Annotated in this window: 16 protein-coding genes; 12 read left to right on the top strand and 4 right to left on the bottom strand. The window is 55.4% G+C overall.

Annotated features, from left to right (window positions below):
* Window positions 1-311, top strand: a 311-nt coding sequence (locus BT122_RS10090; protein ID WP_143190042.1) for an IS3 family transposase, incomplete at its 5' end; no start/stop codon positions are given.
* A gap of 106 nt (window positions 312-417) precedes the next feature.
* Here the strand turns inward: BT122_RS10090 and BT122_RS11185 are convergent.
* Complete coding sequence (locus BT122_RS11185) at window positions 418-750, bottom strand: ATP-binding protein (protein WP_177242227.1); 333 nt, start codon at window positions 748-750, stop codon at window positions 418-420.
* 1303 nt (window positions 751-2053) lie between these two features.
* On the opposite strand from BT122_RS11185, the gene ydjG reads away from it, so the two are divergent.
* The 8 genes from ydjG (at window position 2054) to BT122_RS10045 (ending at window position 9454) form a co-directional block, all read left to right on the top strand.
* Complete coding sequence (gene ydjG, locus BT122_RS10080; RefSeq protein ID WP_072355788.1) at window positions 2054-3034, top strand: NADH-dependent methylglyoxal reductase; 981 nt, start codon at window positions 2054-2056, stop codon at window positions 3032-3034.
* Between the two features lie 62 nt (window positions 3035-3096).
* Window positions 3097-4497 (top strand): MFS transporter, encoded by a 1401-nt coding sequence (locus tag BT122_RS10075; RefSeq protein ID WP_083432457.1) that lies wholly within the window; start codon window positions 3097-3099, stop codon window positions 4495-4497.
* 133 nt (window positions 4498-4630) lie between these two features.
* Window positions 4631-5389, top strand: coding sequence for a DeoR/GlpR family DNA-binding transcription regulator (locus BT122_RS10070; RefSeq protein ID WP_072355787.1), 759 nt, complete (start codon window positions 4631-4633; stop codon window positions 5387-5389).
* Window positions 5390-5635: 246 nt separating this feature from the next.
* The gene (locus BT122_RS10065; RefSeq protein WP_072355786.1) at window positions 5636-6277 is read left to right on the top strand and encodes a class II aldolase/adducin family protein; all 642 of its coding nucleotides are present in this window, start codon (window positions 5636-5638) and stop codon (window positions 6275-6277) included.
* A 59-nt stretch (window positions 6278-6336) separates the two neighbouring features.
* Window positions 6337-6648 (top strand): PTS sugar transporter subunit IIB, encoded by a 312-nt coding sequence (locus BT122_RS10060; protein WP_072355785.1) that lies wholly within the window; start codon window positions 6337-6339, stop codon window positions 6646-6648.
* A 60-nt stretch (window positions 6649-6708) separates the two neighbouring features.
* Window positions 6709-7974 carry a PTS transporter subunit IIC gene (locus tag BT122_RS10055; RefSeq protein ID WP_072355784.1) on the top strand — a complete coding sequence of 422 codons (1266 nt, stop codon included), beginning with the start codon at window positions 6709-6711 and terminating at the stop codon, window positions 7972-7974.
* 125 nt (window positions 7975-8099) lie between these two features.
* Window positions 8100-8945 carry a class II fructose-bisphosphate aldolase gene (locus BT122_RS10050; protein WP_072355783.1) on the top strand — a complete coding sequence of 282 codons (846 nt, stop codon included), beginning with the start codon at window positions 8100-8102 and terminating at the stop codon, window positions 8943-8945.
* A 38-nt stretch (window positions 8946-8983) separates the two neighbouring features.
* Window positions 8984-9454, top strand: a complete 471-nt coding sequence (locus BT122_RS10045; RefSeq protein WP_072355782.1) for a PTS sugar transporter subunit IIA — start codon at window positions 8984-8986, stop codon at window positions 9452-9454.
* A 66-nt stretch (window positions 9455-9520) separates the two neighbouring features.
* Here the strand turns inward: BT122_RS10045 and BT122_RS10040 are convergent, their stop codons facing one another.
* Together BT122_RS10040 and BT122_RS10035 are read right to left on the bottom strand one after the other, a co-directional pair.
* Window positions 9521-9880 carry a hypothetical protein gene (locus BT122_RS10040; protein WP_072355781.1) on the bottom strand — a complete coding sequence of 120 codons (360 nt, stop codon included), beginning with the start codon at window positions 9878-9880 and terminating at the stop codon, window positions 9521-9523.
* On the bottom strand, window positions 9847-10977 hold the full coding sequence (locus BT122_RS10035) for an IS3 family transposase (RefSeq protein WP_072355780.1): 1131 nt from the start codon (window positions 10975-10977) through the stop codon (window positions 9847-9849). Before BT122_RS10035 ends, BT122_RS10040 begins: the two co-directional genes overlap by 34 nt.
* 1022 nt (window positions 10978-11999) lie before the next feature.
* Here BT122_RS10035 and BT122_RS10030 point away from each other — a divergent pair.
* Together BT122_RS10030 and BT122_RS10025 are read left to right on the top strand one after the other, a co-directional pair.
* Entirely contained in the window at window positions 12000-13403 is a 1404-nt protein-coding gene (locus BT122_RS10030) for an AAA family ATPase (RefSeq protein ID WP_072355779.1), read from the top strand.
* Window positions 13404-13479: 76 nt separating this feature from the next.
* Complete coding sequence (locus tag BT122_RS10025) at window positions 13480-14067, top strand: hypothetical protein (RefSeq protein ID WP_143190041.1); 588 nt, start codon at window positions 13480-13482, stop codon at window positions 14065-14067.
* Window positions 14068-15293: 1226 nt separating this feature from the next.
* On the opposite strand, the gene BT122_RS10020 is transcribed toward BT122_RS10025, so the two are convergent.
* A complete protein-coding gene (locus BT122_RS10020; RefSeq protein WP_072355791.1) occupies window positions 15294-16007 on the bottom strand; it encodes a GntR family transcriptional regulator in 714 nt (237 codons plus the stop codon).
* A 219-nt stretch (window positions 16008-16226) separates the two neighbouring features.
* Between BT122_RS10020 and BT122_RS10015 the strand changes: the two genes are divergently transcribed.
* Entirely contained in the window at window positions 16227-17333 is a 1107-nt protein-coding gene (locus BT122_RS10015) for an SIS domain-containing protein (RefSeq protein ID WP_072355777.1), read from the top strand.
* Window positions 17334-17354 lie beyond the last annotated feature (21 nt).

Genomic DNA, 17354 nt, shown 5'->3' with positions numbered 1-17354 from the left:
ACCTCGTGATCCACTCTGACTGCGGCTGCCACTACCGCTGGCCTGAGTGGATAGGCATCTGCGAGGAGGCCGGCATAGCCCGATCGATGTCGCGAAAGGGCTGCTCGCCGGACAACTCCAGGATGGAGGGTTTCTTCGGCACCATGAAGACCGAGATGTTCCACGGCAGGGACTGGGCGGGCGTGACGCTCGACGAGCTCGGGAAGAGGATCGACGCCTACATAGAGCGCCACAACACGACCAGGATCAAACGGTCGCTCGGCTCGATGAGCCCGCTACAATACCGACGGAGCCTGGGGCTGGCGGCCTAGGCGAGGAGGTACGGAAAAGCGGTACCACCCCCCTTTGAGCATGGATTTCTTTCGGGTCCGTGCACGGAACTTTTTCGGGTTTCGTCACGGGCCCGCCGGTGTCTCCCTATCTTCCCGACTTCCCGAGCATCAGGCTCTCCTCGAGCCTGTGGCTGGGGCCTCCGAACTCGACGAGCCTGCCGTGGCGCGCGACGCGGTCGACGATCGCCGCCGCGAGCTTGTCGTCCGCGAAGACGGTGCCCCACCTGCCGGACCCGACGTTGGCGGCGGATATGACGCTCCTCCTCTCGTAGCTCTCGGATATCACCTGGCAGGGCAGCCTCGCCCCGTCCACGTCGAAGGGCACGTGGCCGAACTCGTCCAGGACCAGGAGCCTCGCCTTGGCCACGTCGGCGAGCAGCCTGTCCGTCGCGCAATCGGTGCCATGGGAAGGCTTCACGGAAAGGGGCGGAGTGGCATGGCGAGCCCGAGCGCGAGGATGGTCGAGTCGGCGGACGGCGGGGACGGGGACCTCCTGTCGTGGGTCGCGAGGTACGAGGACGAGGGGTCGTGCGAGGAGGCGCTCTTGTGCCTGCGCTTCCCCGGCGGCTGGGTATGCCCGAGGTGCGGCACGATTATATTTAGTCAAGTCTGGCTTTCGGTTTTGAGCGTGGATTTCTTTCGGGTTCGTGCACGGGACTTTTTCGTGTTTCGTCACGGCCAAACCCGGGCGCTTCCCGCGTGCCCGTCTCCCCTAGAACGGCATCCCGCCGTCGACGCCGTCGGGTTCCGCCCCGACCTCGACCAACACCTCGACGCCCTCCCAGCAGCCGTCCGTAGGCTTCGCACCGACGAGGATTTTGCCTCGCGCCAGGTGGTAAAAGTCACGCGCATACCTGTCCTTTCCCGGAGAATGCCGTGGCGGAGGAGGCGAGGGGGGCGACTGGGGCGATGTCCATCGCTAGCACGAGGGCGTGGGTGTGACACATTGCTTGGTTGGACTGCCTCGGCTTTCACGTTGTTTAGCCATGTGCCGCTACCTGGTGCACCATTGCTAAACGGGGACAAGGTTGACCTGTGGCTCGGCGAGTCCACTCCGTCACTCAGCGCAGCCAAGCGCATGGTCTTGCATCCGTCTTATCGCTCCCTCATCAGGAATGCTCTATCGTTAGTCAAGCCTGACTTTCGCTTGCACACGAAACTTCCTAGGGTTTCATTGCGCTGCGCCCTTTCCTGCGGCTAGGCTCGGACCGCGGGGCATCCGCTCCAGAACGGAGTCCCATCGCTGGAATCCCCGAGGTTCGCCCCGACCTCGACTGGAACCCCGAGTCTCTTTCGGTCGCCCGTCGATGACTGAAGTTATGAGCGTCTTCGCAATCCTTGTTCCGGGGCATCCCGGCGTGCAACCGCTGCGGCATTGGCCCGTCCCAATCCTCTCTCTGCTATCCAGGCGCCATTCGGTGCTGAAACGTGACAGCGGAGACGATGGTACTGAACAGGTAATAGTGATTATTCCCGCACGATTGCTGCGTGCGTGGTTCTGGAGGATGCGGCCCACATCGGCTGCATCCCCCAGAAGAAACCGGCCTGCTTTGTCCTTTAACCGCAAGTTTGGATGGAATCAAACCTGCAGTCAAAGGGCTGAACCGCAATGAAATGTGAGGAAAAATCTGCGAAACAGAAAACAATATTGAGCAAAACAAAGAAATGTGAGTATATTTGCTTTATGGTCCATTAGTCATGAGCAGAAAGGGGACGTATTTATGGAACGGATTAAGCTGGGTAATAACGGAACTGAGATTTCGAAGATGGGTTTGGGCACGTGGGCTATCGGTGGGGGACCCGCTTGGAATGGAGACCTTGACAAGACCGTCTGCGTAGACACTATTCACAGGGCGGTTGAGCTCGGAATCAATCTGATTGATACTGCCCCTGGCTACAACTTTGGGAAAAGCGAAAAGATTGTCGGGGAGGCTCTTGAGGGGCTCAATCGCGAAGACGTGGTGGTGGAGACCAAATTTGGACTTGTGTGGGATTGGAAGGGAACCCCTTTCAACAAGGTAGGTGATCGGCAGTTGTACAGGAACCTATCGCCCGACTCAATAAAGGCAGAGATGCGTGCGAGCCTTCAAAGACTCGGGACTGACCATGTGGACATCTATATGTCTCACTGGCAGTCTCTGGAGCCATATTACACGCCCATTGCGGAGACCATGAAAACCCTAATGGACCTGAAGGAACAGGGGGTGATAAGAGCAATCGGCGCAGCTAACGTCACTGCGGATGATGTGAAGGAATACCTTTCGTACGGTGAGCTGGATATTATTCAGGCAAAGTACAACCTATTGGACCGCAATGCCGAAAAGGAGCTATTTGAGCTGTGCAGAAGTAACGGTATTGTTCTCCAAGTATATTCCCCGCTTGAGCAAGGATTGCTAACGGGGGGATTTAAGAAGGGGTATGTGCCTACGGGAGCGCGTGCAAATAAGAAATGGTGGCAGCCGGGGAACCTTGATCGAGTGGTTGACATGCTTGACGGCTGGAAGCCTCTTTGTGCCAAGTACAACTGCAGCTTGTCTACGCTATCGCTCGCTTGGGTTGTGAAACAGGCAGACTTTATCTCGGTTCTCAGCGGGTGCACTTCACCAAGCCAGGTCGATGAAAATGTGGGCGCCTTGAATATTGAGCTAAGCCAAGAGGATGCCGACAAGATGCGATCTGACGCTGATGCTCTTGGGATGTAGTTCATTATCCATCCAGAGGTGTCTTGTAGCGAGCGCTGCAAGCGCAGCAAATATGAGGCGGAATGATGGGGCACGATAGTGTTAAAGGGATAGATGAGGTCAGAGCCCCACTTTGTGGACCCCGGCTCGATCGGCTTCCAACAACGCACTGGATAAACCGAGTATTTCTGCTGACTAGCCTAGCAATACTGTTCGCTTGGAGCAACTATGTCAGCGGGCTTGTCTTGGCTCAGCTGCGTGTTATTGGCTGGATTGACGCTACGTCCAGTGCCATGTTTTCATCAATATATATGGCGGGGATGCTCGTTGGTTCTCTGTTGGGTGGAGTAATAGGAGATTCGATTGGCCGACGGAAAAGCTACCTTTTGTTTGTGGGGATTCATACTATCTCGATGTACCTTGCTGCAGTGACTCCGAGCGTCATCATGCTGATTGCAACGCGTGCGCTAATGGGATTTGGGTTGGGCGCGCTGCTCGTATCGTTGTTTGCCAGCCTTGCGGAGTATGTGCCGACAAGCCAACGCGGAATATGGATGGGGAGAAACTCCTTTATTGGGAATTGCGGGGGGCCAATCGCCTCTCTGCTTGCCGCGGTCATCTCTCCTTTTGTTACTGCGGAGACGAGCTGGAGGCTGATGTTTTTTATCCCGGCGATAATGTCGACCATAATTTGGCTGTTCGCTCTGCGCTATTACCCGGAATCTCCGAGGTGGCTTGAGTCGCGGGGGGAGTACGACAAAGCCAATGCAGTCATGGGTGCGATAGAGACGGAAGTTAGAAGAGAGTACGGCAAAGAACTTCCTCAAATCCGACAGCAGGGAAATGCCCTGCTCACGGATGAACGAGGGCGTGGCAATGCAGGCTATCGAGAGTTGCTACGCGGCGAACTCTCCAAGAGAGTTATTCTCGGGGCGTCTGTGCTCGTTGCGATGAACGTCACGGCATATACGCTAATGACCTGGCTGCCAACGATGCTATTAGTTAAGGGCATTGATGTCGGACATTCATTTGCGCTGTATACGCTCACGGTTCTTGGAGCGCCGGTAGGCACTTTTCTCGGAATGGTATTTATCGACAAGGTGTCTCGAAAGTGCATGGGGATTTCCTTGCTCGGGATAATCGCAATCTTTGGTCCCCTATTCGCGATTCAACAAAACGAGCTGCTCCTTTGCGTAATGGGGTTCTCCCTTGAAGTCGTAACGGAAATGTACGTTGCATATTCCTCGGGTGTATACGTGCCGGAGATTTGGCCAACCGAGCTTAGACTTCGCGGCTCTGGGCTCTCGAATGCAATAGGAAGGGTAAGCGGCGTGGTTGCACCTGTTGTGGTTGCTCAACTGCTTGCCGGGGGAACCGTGATGCCAGTCTTCATCCTCATGTCGTCTATTTGCCTCGCTGTAGCAATTGTGATTTTCGTATTGGGGGTAGATACAAGAAGAAGGGCTGTCGAGGAGATCGGGTGAGCGCTCATGCAGATATGTCAACAAAGTACCTGTTATTAATTTAACGTGGTTTAGTTACTAGAGCAGCTAGTGGGGTGCTCTCAAGACATAAGGGTTAGGGTGCGACGATTCACCTATGCCGGGAGGACAAAGTATGGGTGCGAAAGACAGGCTCGATCAGATTCGCCGAGAGCTATATGAGGTCGGCCAGGTGAGCGTCGGTGATTTGAGTAGGCGTCTGGGAGTTACGGAAGAAACTATCCGAAGAGATTTGGAGCGCCTTGAATCGGAAGGGGTGCTGAAGCGAACTTATGGTGGAGCAATCCTTAACCCTGTCCAGCAGGCCCAGAGCGATACGCAATTCGACAAGCGCGTGAGCAGGAGTGCTGAGGAAAAGCGAGTCATTGCCCTCAAGGTTCTGCCCCTGTTGGAGAATGTGTCAACGATTGCAATTGATTCGAGTACTACCGCAGTCGAATCGGTTAAACAGTTGGCAAATAGAGAGGACATGACGCTTCTCACGAATTCGGTGGCGGCGCTAAGAGTTCTCGAGACCGGGGCCTTGCACGTCGTCTTAACCGGGGGCGAGTTCAACAGAGAGACCCTTTCGCTGCGCGGTGACGCGGCGAAAAGGGCTCTCGATCAGTATCATATCGATACGTTGCTCTTTAGCTGCAAGGGGATTGATTCTGGAGGTACATACGATACGAGGCCAGAAGAGGTAGAGATGAAGCAGCGCCTCATGGAAAGATCAGGACGTCTTATCCTCCTTGCCGACCATACCAAATTTGGCAAGACAGCATTCGTTAAGCTTGCAAGCCTCGATGTAATTAGCTGCATTGTTACGGATAGAAAGCCAGATGACAAATGGCGTGACGTGATGAAAGAGCACGATATCAGGTTGGTCTTCTAGTTCTCTGAAAAACATAAGTCCCTTAAGCCTGCTGACCGTATTGTCTGCAGGCTTTTTTGTTTAGCCGCTCAAGACCATTTTTCTGTCGTTCGGAGAAATATTCCTTTTAAACGCAGATTTGATGTTTGAAACAGACTTATTGAAGTACACTATCCACAGATTTAATGTCAGAAACAAAGAAAGATATGTTGTTTCTGACATATTGTAAAAGTACTGTTGTCTGTATCAGAGAAAGGACTGGTCTGGATGCTGTATCAGGAGACGCGAGAAGAAGTGCTTAAGTATGCGGTCAAGTGCCTTGAGAACGGACTGATTCACGGTACCGCAGGTAACGTTTCAGCTCGAGTTCCAGGCGAGGAGGCGGTCGTCATTACTCCTAGTGGCATTCCGTATGACACGCTCAACCCGGAAGACCTTCCGGTCGTTTCCCTCCACGCGGAGATAATCGACGGTAATCTCAAGCCGTCTTCTGAAACGCCTATGCATACGGCAATATACCGCGCTCGCCCAAACGTTAACGGCGTCGTTCATACGCACTCAATGTTCGCGACAGTATTCTCAATCCTCGAGAAGGAAATCCCAGCGATGATGCCCCCGTCGTCAGCATTTGCCCCTGTTCCCTGTGCGCCTTTCCAAATCCCCGGCTCTGAAGAGCTTGCTGAGTCTGTCGTGAAGACCCTTGGCACCGATCACCTTGCATGCACGATGCAGGGGCATGGTCAGATTACCGCCTGCCCGACGCTAAAGATGGCTTACCGTGGGGCCGAGTGCGTAGAAGAGGACGCGGAGATTGCTTACTGGACGCTTATGGCGGGCAGAATGGTTGGCCTGCCGGCAGATGCGGTAGCGGAGCTTCGTCGCAGGGCTCTTAAGGGGCAAGCGGTTTAATTATTGTTGCGTTGGCAATGTCAGCAGACTAGAAGAGGTGCAGAAAGAGGTGCAGAACAGTGAAGCAATATAAGATTTTGGGCGTATGCGGGGCTGGTCTTTCAACTTCTACAACAGTTGCGCGAATGCTCCAGCAGGGCATGGAAAAACGAAACATGCCAGCGCAGATTAGAACCTGCAAGGTGATTGAGGCAACAGGAACAATTAAGGGCTACGACCCCGATGTGATCCTATCGACCGTTGCGACCACCTCGTTCGAAAATCCAAGCGATGCAAAGGTATTCTCAGGTGTTCCGCTTCTTACCGGCGTCGGCGCGAGCAAGCTTCTCGATGACATAGTCGAGTACCTGAAATCCAAGGGCGATGAGTGATATCGAACCCACGAGACTGCACACGCCACCTCGATAACGCAAAGGAGATGCAGGTCGCACATGGAAGCCGTTCTGAATTTTATCAAGACGATTGTTAACCTCGGCGCATTCGTGATGATGCCAATTATCATTTGCATTCTCGGAATGTGCTTCAGGATGAAATTCAAAGATGCCTTGCGCGCGGGCATCATGGTCGGAATCGGTTTTAAGGGCATCTCGCTTACCGCGGGCCTTATTTCTAGTACGATGACACCATTAGTTGAGCAGCTTCAACAGCTCTGGGGACTGAGCCTGAATGCAGTAGACGTTGGCGTCCCGGTTGTTAGCGCTATTGCGTTCTCGGATGGACTGTTCGTTCTTATCATGTTTGCAGTGGTGCTGCTTGTGAACGTTGTGCTGCTCCTGCTCAAAGTAACAAAGACGCTCAATATCGATATCTGGAACTTTTGGCACTATCTCTTTATCGGTACCCTCGCTACGATTCTCACCGGCAATATGTGGGTAGGTGTGCTGTTTGGAACGATTTACTCCGTCTGCAACCTCCTGCTTGCTGATCACAACCAAGACATCATCTGCGAGGTGTGTGGTGAGCAGTATCGCGGTCTTTCATTTTGCACCATGGCATTTCCTGTAATGCTCCCCATCGTGCAGGGTGTTGACTGGGTCATTGACCACATCCCCGGCATTCGGAATATTGACATCAACATGCATAAGCTTCCTGGCATCTTCTCGTTCCTCGGAGAGCCTTCGATCCTCGGTCTTGTTATTGGCATTATTCTTGCTGCCCTTGGCCAGTACAGCTGGGATCAATGCCTCGTAGTCGGCATGAGCCTCGCCGCTGCGATGGTGCTCCTTCCTCGCATGATTTCTCTCTTGGTCGAAGGCCTTTCCTCAGTCGTTGCCCAGGTCCGCGATTTCATGACTGAGCATATGCCAGGACGAGAGTTCCGCATCGGCATGGACTTTGCTCTGCTCGTTGGCGACCCAGACATGATCAGCCTTGGCCTGGTGATGGTGCCCGTATCTCTGCTCCTCGCAGTGGTTCTCCCGGGCAACACCGTGCTTCCCGTCATTGGCCTTACCAACCTCTCCTATATGATGATGGCACCGGTTATTGGCACAAAGCGCAACATGTTCCGTGCGTTCATCGCTGGAGTTATTGCAATCATCATGGTGTTCTACATGGCAACCGCTCTTGCACCCCTCATTACAGAAGCTGGCGTTGCAGCGGGCCTAGTCGAAGCTGGCGGCACCTACTCCCTCTTTAATACGGGTGAGCTCATTGGGTTCCTGCTCCTGATTCCGCTTGGTCTCTTTGGATACTAAGCGTAGAAGGGCTTTCCAAGACCTTGCATGTGACCGTAGGAAATATAGTCACGGACCGCTTCCGGAAAGCCGAGCTCTTTTGCCTAATGCACTCGCGATTGGACCATGGTTCAGGAGGACAATAAATGTCGATGCCCAACAGAGATGGAATAGCGGAGCTATTCGCCAAGGCCATTGATGGCGGCTACGCTATCCCTCACATCAATCACAGCGATTTTGGAGACTTGTACGCAATCGTGGATGCGGCAAATGAGGCGAGCACTCCAATAATTGCTGCCGGTACCTCGCAAACTGTTGCGGCCCTTGGCCTCAACAAGATTGCTGCAGTCGCCAAAATTTTAGGCAGGGAATCGGACGTCCCATTTGTTATTCACCTCGATCACTGCTCTGACTTCGATACGTGCATTCAGGCAATCGATTGTGGCTATAACTCGGTGATGATTGATGGGTCTGATCTCCCGCTCGACCAAAACATAGAGCTTGTAAAGCGGGTGGTGGACTATGCCCACCCACGTGGGGTATTCGTCGAGGGCGAAGTCGGTCACGTGTCGAGGGGTTCCGAAGACTCTTGGGATGCAAACGTGGAGGATGCGGTTAAGCTCGTCACGTTGACGGGCGTGGATTCGCTCGCCGTTTCCATTGGAAATGAGCATGGATTTTATAAGACAGAGCCAGTTCTCAACTTTGCCCTGCTGGCCAGAGTTCACGAAGCCCTTCCGGAAGTTCCGCTTGTGCTGCATGGGGGCACCGGCATTCCCGTTGAATCGGTGCAGAAAGCAATTAAGGATGGCGTTCGTAAGGTGAATGTCGGAACAGCGGTTCGTTGCGCTTATGTTGCCGGAATAAGGGACGGTATTGCAGAAATGGGTATCGAAGCCCACACCCAAGACATCATCGCATTTGCCAAAGGGCGTGTAAAAGAGAAAGTGTTTGGCGTCATTGACATGTGCTGGGCTCGTAATCGCGTATAAGGTCTGTTAGCAGCTTTAGCGGGAGGTGTTTAGAGAAAATGGTCACTAAGGAAGATCTGAGGCTCTTCCATCCCGACCTCGTATTTTGCGACATCGATGCCGCTGATACAGACGAGCTCTTCAAGCTGCTCGGTCAGCGTCTTTCCCCGAAGGGATATATCAAAGAGAACTGGCTATCAGCGATTAAAGAGCGAGAGCGCGACTATGCTACTGGTCTTCAGACGCGGACCATTGGCGTGGCAATTCCTCATGCTGACAACTGTGTAAACAAGGCTTATATCGCTATCGTTAAGCCCGTACATCCCGTAGTATTCCAGCCGATGGGTGGAATCGGTGACCCGGTTAGCGCAGAGTTGATTATCAATCTTGGAATTCTTCGCGAGGGCGGAGAAGTTGACCTGTTGCAGGGCCTTATGCGAATCTTCTTGGACGATGACGCGACAAACAATGTGATGCAGCAGGAGACGCCCGAGGGCATTATCAAGGCCATTACAAGCCGATTGATGTAGACGGCACGTGAGGCTGTGATGAACGCCGGGGTACCTTTGGGTGCTCCGGCGTCTTTGTATTTAATGTTATACGCGCTGAAAAAAGAGCCTTCGACCCCCGAACGTTCCTCTGGACCACCGCGACGCCGCGTAGCCCAGCGCCGCGCGGTGCTCCCTCAGCGTCCTCCATCCTAGCGCCTTCTTCGGCTTGCCGCCCCCGTGCCACTCGATGTAGGCGCCCAGCCTCTCGCGGAACTCCGCGAACGTCACGCCCCTCCAGTCGGTCCCGTGGAAGAAGTCGCTCTTGAGGGTGCCGAATAACCCCTCGCACCTCGCGTTGTCCGGGCTCCTGGCCTTGCGCGACATCGAGCGCGCCGCGTGGCCGGCGGCGCACGCCGCCGCCCGCTCGCCGGTCATGTACACGGCACCGCCGTCCGTGTGTAGCACCAGCGGCCCCCCTCCGTCGGGCGCACGGCGGCGACCAGGTCCCCGAGCGTGCCGAGCGCCAGCCCCGCGTCGGGGTGCAGGGACACCCTCCAGCACACCGGCCAGCCGTCGAAGCAGTCGACGGCCGCGCTGAGGTAGGCCTTGAAGCCGTCCAGGCGGAACTCGGTGACGTCGGTGACGCAGAGGAGGCCGGGCTCCGGGGCGTGGAAGTCGTGGGTGCCGTCCGCCCCGAGCGGCAGGTTGGCCGGCCTGGGGGAGGGCTCCCCGCAGTAGCTGCCGTGGCGGGCCCTCCGGCGCATCTGGGACGCCTTGCTCGCGACGAGGCCCTCCTCGCGCATGACCGCCCCCACGACCTTCTCCGAGACGACGACCGGCGTGGCCGTGTCCCCCTCCGCGAGGTCGCGCCAGGAGACCGGCTCGCCCTCCCCGCGCCTGAGGTCGGCCCACACGCTCTCGGAGCCGAAGGTGCCGCCGGACGCCTCGAAGGAGGCGCGGACGCGCGCCCTGAGGGCCGCCTCGGGGTCGGGCCGCGACAGCCTCGCCCGCTGCGAGAGGTGGGTGCTCTTGGGTATGGAGGGCGTCTCGCAGACGTCAGCGAGCCTCACCGCCGGGCTCGCCTCCCTGGCCGCCTGGCCCGCGAGGTACCTCTCCTCGCTGGTCAAAGAGCCAGGGCCTGGTGCTTTTAGGACGTCCAACACCGCCAGGGCCTCGGCGAGCCTGGCCTCGGCCATCCTCGCCCGCTCCGCCGGGTCCTCCGGCAGGTCGGCGCCCCAGTCGCGCCAGTCGGTCTGCCCCGCGTGCCCCTCGGTGTCGGCCAAGTCGGCCCCCCTTCCCTCCGTGCGCGCGCGTGCCGCCGGCCTGGCGCGGGGGCGCGCCCTCCGGTAGGCGGGGCTCCCCTCGCCGTGGGCGCAGTGCATGCGGGAGGCCCGGTCGGGCATCTCGCGGGCGGCGAGCTCGCCCGCCTCCTCCATGCGCGGCCACCGTCTCAGGTTCCACTCGTTGGGGAACAGCGGGGGCCTGCGGCAGGCCTCCGCCACGCTCATCCCGCTCTGGTGGAACTCCCAGAGTATCCCCTCCCGCTCCTGCCTGGTGTACATCCCGGGCTCCCTCCCGGACCTCTCCGAGGTCCAAGTTTATGTCCGGGGTCCCGAGCTCTGTCGCCAATCCATCGATGTTCAAACCCGATAACTAGAAGCTATTTAGCAAGAGCTCCAGTTTTTAGCGAAGGAGCGACGTGTCCGCTAACCAGAAACTGCCTTGCCCACCTTAACTTTGAGGCCATAGCGAACACAGACATCCGTATGACGTTTGGGCTTGGCGAAAAGAAAGCGCAAGCGACGAGAGTTATCAAGGATACGATGACCGCAGACCTCATCAAGCAGGTTGACCCAGACGCTTCCCCTCACAACATGCAATACGTTCCATACTGGGCCTAAAGTTGAACTTGAAGTATCGCCAAGTATCGCTCGGGGGATCGTTGGGATGCTCTGGGGGCATGTGGGCACGAGAAACCGCAGGTCTGCAGGCCGACTACAGCCTCCTTCTTCACTGTGTCTAAGTATCGCTGGCTAAGAGGGAAGCGCTTCCGACGCGAATCCCCAGGTTTCTCGTGGATGTCAGGACCTGAAATAGTCAATGCGCTTGGGGCTTGAAGCTTTCGCTAGGAGATGGCATCAAAGTCCTTGGCGGGAATGGCAAGAGCTGGATATTGTTGCTGTAGTCATTTGTCTACTTGCTCAAGCACACTTTAGTCAAGTGTGCTTGAGCAAAATCCGTTCGGTCGAGCTGTACTCACTTGTGGGTGGCGTGCAGTTGCGTCTGGAACAGTTGGATGGATCAGAATCGGCCGGATGGAATCTTGGTAACGGCATTCTCGGTTTGAATAGGCATTTCTATTCTGTGCCGGTGGAACGTGGAGCGGAACGATAGGCGGCCGAGGGGATTGTAGTGCGATTTGACGCCATCGGGGAGCGCCTCTCCATCGCAAAGGCCAGATGTTTCAAGACGTCATTTCTTTCAGTGATGAATTCGATGCGTTTTAGCGATATTTTTACCGTATTTCACAAAAAATAGCTCAGAATACAATTCAAGTAGTTTTTGAGGAGAAGGAGCGAGAACCATGCTACTCAATTACAGCTTCCAGAACTTTCGAAGCTACCGTGATGCGCAGCAATTCTCGATGGAGCGATCTAAATCGGCTCAAAAGCGTGACTCTGCAACATGGGGCCACAACAACGTATCCGTCGCAACGGGTGTCTACGGCGGTAATGCATCCGGAAAGAGTGCTTTCCTCAACTCGATTCGATTTGTTGCAGGGTATATCGCGCGTGGCTTTAGCGGGAACATCGACTTGGCTGAGGAGCTAAGTCCATTCCTGCTTGATAACGACTCGCGTAACGATGCAACAAAGTTCTTGGTTGAGTTCATTGGCCCTAATGAGGGGCATTATCAATATGAGTTCGACATCACGAGAGAGCGCGTCTACTACGAGGAGCTTAGGAAGTACAACGGCGCACGCTCGTCCAGACTATTCCTGCGCGAATTCTCAACTAATCAGAGTGAGTATATGTACAGCTATGGCCGGGCTTTTAGGGGAAACAAAAAAATATACGAGGGTATCACCCGCCCCGATGCTTTGATGCTTTCGGCACTTCACGCTGCAAACTGCGAGCTGACCGAGGAAGCGTATCAAGAGTTTTCTGACAACTTTGGATTCTTTGAGGCATCTGGCTACCGGCGAGAGCTGTCCCTCATCAAACAAGATCTGTCTGGGCGAACCGCAATGGGGCGTGCGCTTCAAATGGTTATGGCGTCTTCCGGACTGGGAATTAACGTTATTGAGGCCAAGGACGCCCTTGATTTACTCTATGAGGCAAGCACATCAAAAGATGACTCTAGGGCCGGAGAGTACGAGAAACTCGCTTCGGGCCTAATCGCCCTTTCAAAACCCCACTTGTCATCCGAAGAGCGGGAAGGGCTCGTTCGCAAGCTCATGACAAACACCTCGCCGGTCCACCCAGAGCTAGTTTTCTCTCATGCTGGTCGCAATGGCTACGTTGGCGAGTTCTCCGAAGCGGACGAATCCAGAGGAACCCTAGCTGCGCTGGCGTTCTTCTCAATGGCGCTGCGCACCTTGTCAAGGAGGTCTATTGTCATTGTCGACGAGATAGATACCAGCCTCCATCCTCTGTATGTCGAGGAACTGGTTCGCCTGTTCCTTGATCCCAAGACAAATCCCAACCAATCACAGCTCATTTTTACCACCCATGATGTCTCGCTGATTAGCCGCTCGATGGAAGGGCAGACAACCTTGGACCGCGACCAAATTTGGTTTGTCGAGAAAAATCCATCCGGCGAGTCGACTCTGTATCCGCTCTCCGAAATCAAGTCGCGTGCAGGCGAGAACTATGGGAAGAACTATTTGAACGGCATCTACGGGGCTGCCCCGCAGCCATCGTTCCATCAAGCGTTTGCAAGTGCCGTTGCTCTGGCCGCTGAGAGCGACGAGGCATCTAAGGGTTAGGTGGAGGTGAACAACCAACCATCCCAGGAGTACGCAGGCATGGGTTTACGTGTAAATCGCTGGAGTCACTGAGAATTTGGAGCAAGCACGGCTGGAGGATAAATTGTGTATAGACGTTGCAAACCTGATCGTACAAGCCATCATCGGGATTGCTACTCTGGCTGGCGTGATGGTCTCCCTATACCAGGTACACCGTGAGAAGATCATCCGGATGGAAGAGGAGAAGCGTAAGCAGTCGACGCGGATATCTCTATGGTACGAGGAGTACCGAGATAGAACTGATTGGCCGAGGGATGACCGGTTCGTGTGGCGGGCAGTCGTGCTTAGGAATGCTAGCGAGTCGCCCGTCTACGATGTAATCGTCACATGCGTCGGAATTAGCGGTGCCGGTCCAGAGCCGAGAGGTGAGGACAACGGCCGCGACTTCCCCTATCGGACGTGTGTCGGCACGCTTCCGCCAGGAACTTGGTATGTATGGCTTCCAACCGGAGGCGCGGGCATGCACATTCGTACGGCTCCCGAGGGCACATTCACTGACGCGGGCGGGATATCGTGGGTTCGGCGCGGAAACGGCAAACTGGAGGAGATAGGGTCCGAACCTGCGCTCTTCTATGAACTTGACCTTCCCCTGGGGTGGGGAGGGTGCAAGCGGTTGGACAGGTAAAAGCCGGGACTCCATAATCAGGGGGTCATGGCTAGGCATCAATCACTGTGTGTAGCCTGATTGACGACAGCGACAGTATTGAATCCCTGTCGGTAAGACAAATACTTTCTGATAGATGTGGCCTGGGAAGCTTGAGATATCAGATGGGAAGGAACGAGCCGAGCAGCAACTTATCGCGAACGGCTGGCTTGGTTATTGCAAGTGAGGGCTTTGACGGCACGCAGAATGACTATGATCTCGAACTATAGCAGTGCCATCGAAAGGCATTCTCAAGGGCGAACCTGTAACTTGGAGGTTCGTCTCTGGGGCATTGCATGCTTCCTCCTAATACGTCTCCCTTCTGGGCTGTTGCGCCTTGTTTGGGGGGGTATTCAAGGGGGGTTATCATGTTCGCATGGCGTGCGGATGACTCGCGGACTTCTTCTGCCGAGATTTCGATTCGAGTCACTTGGTAGCATTTTCGTTTTCTGACACCAGAGTTCTTGATAGGGATAGGTAAAGCTGGGTACTATGACTGTATTCATTTACCTATGGTTTATGATGCGGCCTGTCTCGGAGCCCGGAATCCAGGGCTTTATCGTTTTCTTTCCCAAATTCCCCAATAGGTACCGCTGCGTTTTTATGAGATGGGTGTAGTACTCCTTGTTGGACGGAAACGTCGTACGGAAGCGATAGCGGCGCCATCTTCCTCAAGGGCTACGATGAAGTATTCGTGTTCAACCTCTATCACGGAGAGCACCTGACTGACGATTTGATTCTTGTCCCTCTTCATCGTAATCCGCTACGCGTTTGCCGAAAGATCGCCGCGCACCACAAGCGGTATGAGGGGTAAGCAACGCGCGCAGCGTTCGCTGAATCCGGCGTCATGTCCCAGCGCCACATCCCACTTGTTGCTGCTCGCGGTCACCACGTGATCAAAGCCCCTGGCCAGGTAAAAGTCGCCCCTATTTCTGGACGCGGACTTCTAGCCAAAAAGCGCTCGCTGGTACTCGCCCCCAAGGACACGCCTCTGACCCTTGGAGAAGGAGCTGAGCTGCTCGTAGACGATTCTGGTGTCATCATGGGAGAGCTCATACTCGTATCGCCTGTCTCCCAGAATGCAACAAAAACTCGGTGAGAGACTAGCCAGATGGCCTACTTCCTTCATCGGACCACGCTACGGTTTCCAAGCTACCGGCAACGGCAATCGATGGGCTCCGTCTCTTCTCCCGACATTCGCCCCGAGCCTACATCTCGAACCGGTACGAGTACAGGTCCCCGTTGTAGTGTGTGGTGATGTACTCGAACGGTATTCGCAGCCCTTCGCGCTCAGTGTACGTTACGTGCGTCATCTGGAGGATTGCCACGTCATCGAGGCTCAGCAGCCGTCGTTGCTCCTCTGTGGGAAGGGTCGCGCTAATCTCCATGTCGTACCCGGCAACACGGATGCCGAGGGACTTAACGTAGGCATAGAAGGATTCGTTGAGCGCCTCGACGCTTATGGCGGGGATGACCTTTGCAGAGACGTACGTATCGCTGAGTGCGACCGGCTTCCCGTCCCCGGTTCGCAGCCTCACAAAGTGGTGAATGAGATCCTCGCCCGTGCAGTCCAGCTTCTGAGAAGCGATTGGGAACTCAGACGCGGGCAGGACCTCATAGCTGAGCAGCCTCGACCCTGCCTTCATCCCAATGTGCGCCATGTCTTCGGTGAAGCTTTCTGCCGCAAGGAGACTCTTCCGTATGTGCTGTGCCGTGACGAAGCTTCCCTTCCCGGGGACCCTCGAAATGTAACCGCTGCCGGCAAGGTTGTTCAGAGACTTGTTGATAGTCATACGCGAGAAGCCAAACCGGTCGCAAAGTTCCTGCTCCGTTGGGATCTTCTCACCAACGGAGACCTTGCCGGTCGAGATGAGGCCTCGGATGTACTCCTCGACCTGTTGGTACTTTGGCTTTGCTGACACTGCTCCTCCATCGTCCTCGCGGAACAAGACCACATCGGACGCTACGACATTAGCACGTAACAAAAACGTTTCACAGCAAACCATGTATATACCTTTATTTTTCAGATTTTATCTCGTGGTTATACCACTTGTGGATTGTTCCAAAAATGTGCTTGCATAGTAGCAATACTAAATGTATATACATAGATATACATCGGACTAGACAATCTTGGAGGCACGATGATTACCGAACTCGAAGACCCTACGATGATTGGCTACATCCACGATGGGGGAAATGCTCTCCGAAATGTCTTGGAGAACGAGGATGCGTTTCTCCTGCCATTCCGCAGCGTGATAGAAGGCAGCGACATCCAAGAGATTCACCTCGTGGGCTCCGGCACCAGCTATAACGCGTCCCTCTACATCGCAAAGATGATCAGGAGGTTCTCCCATATCGCGGCATATGCCGAGTACCCCACTCGGTCCGATCCAAAGGTTGACCTTGCCTGCTCTGGGTGTCGGGCAAGTCAGGTGCTTTACGTCGGCGTCTCGCAGTCCGGCACGAGTGTCTCGACCATTGACGTGCTTCGCAGGGCGCACGAGGCAGGCGCGACGACCATAGCGCTAACCGACGTCCTTGACAGCCCCGTGGTGGAGGAGGCAGACCATGCCATTCGTCTCTTCACTGGCCACGAGGTGGTGCACGTCGAGACCCGCGGGTACCTTGCCACGCTGCTAGAGGGTTTTCTCGTTGCTCTAGACCTGGGCCGCATGCGTGGGATTCTGGAGAAGGGCGAATTCCTCTCACGTCACGAATCCGCGAGGAGGCTTGCGGGGGAGTTCGACGGGCTCATAGCGCAGGCCGAGGGCTGGTACTCCGCTCACTCCGACGAGCTCCAGTCGCTCCGAAGGGCATACGTCTGCTCGTATGGCGTAAACGAGTGCACTGCTGAAGAGGCGGAGCTCAAGCTCACTGAGACCTTCGGAAAGCCGGTACGTGGCTATGAGCTAGAGGAAATGATTCATGGTCCGCACTACGCGTTGGATGAAAACACGTTTGTCTTCTTTGTCGCGCCTTCCGGAGAAGGCCTCGAGCGCATCCCCGTGTTTCTCGACTGGTTCAAGAAGAACCTGATTACAGAGCACGTATTCGTGATTACTTCAGGGGCACATCTCGGCGAGTTTGGGGACAAGGCGCTATGCCTTGACGGCGACTTCCCCGAGGAGCTGAGCCCCGTCGCCATGATTCTTCCCTTCTACATCACGGCAGCCCGGAACTGCATTGCCGCAGGCATCAACACGAGGGACAAGCCCGCAAACCGTATCGCCTTCGCACACCTCGACTAGGCGGGTGGGGTTCATGACAAA

The organism is Olsenella sp. kh2p3 (assembly GCA_900119625.1).
In the GTDB taxonomy this organism is placed as follows: Bacteria; Actinomycetota; Coriobacteriia; order Coriobacteriales; family Atopobiaceae; genus Tractidigestivibacter.
This window is presented reverse-complemented; position numbering and strand designations above follow the sequence as displayed.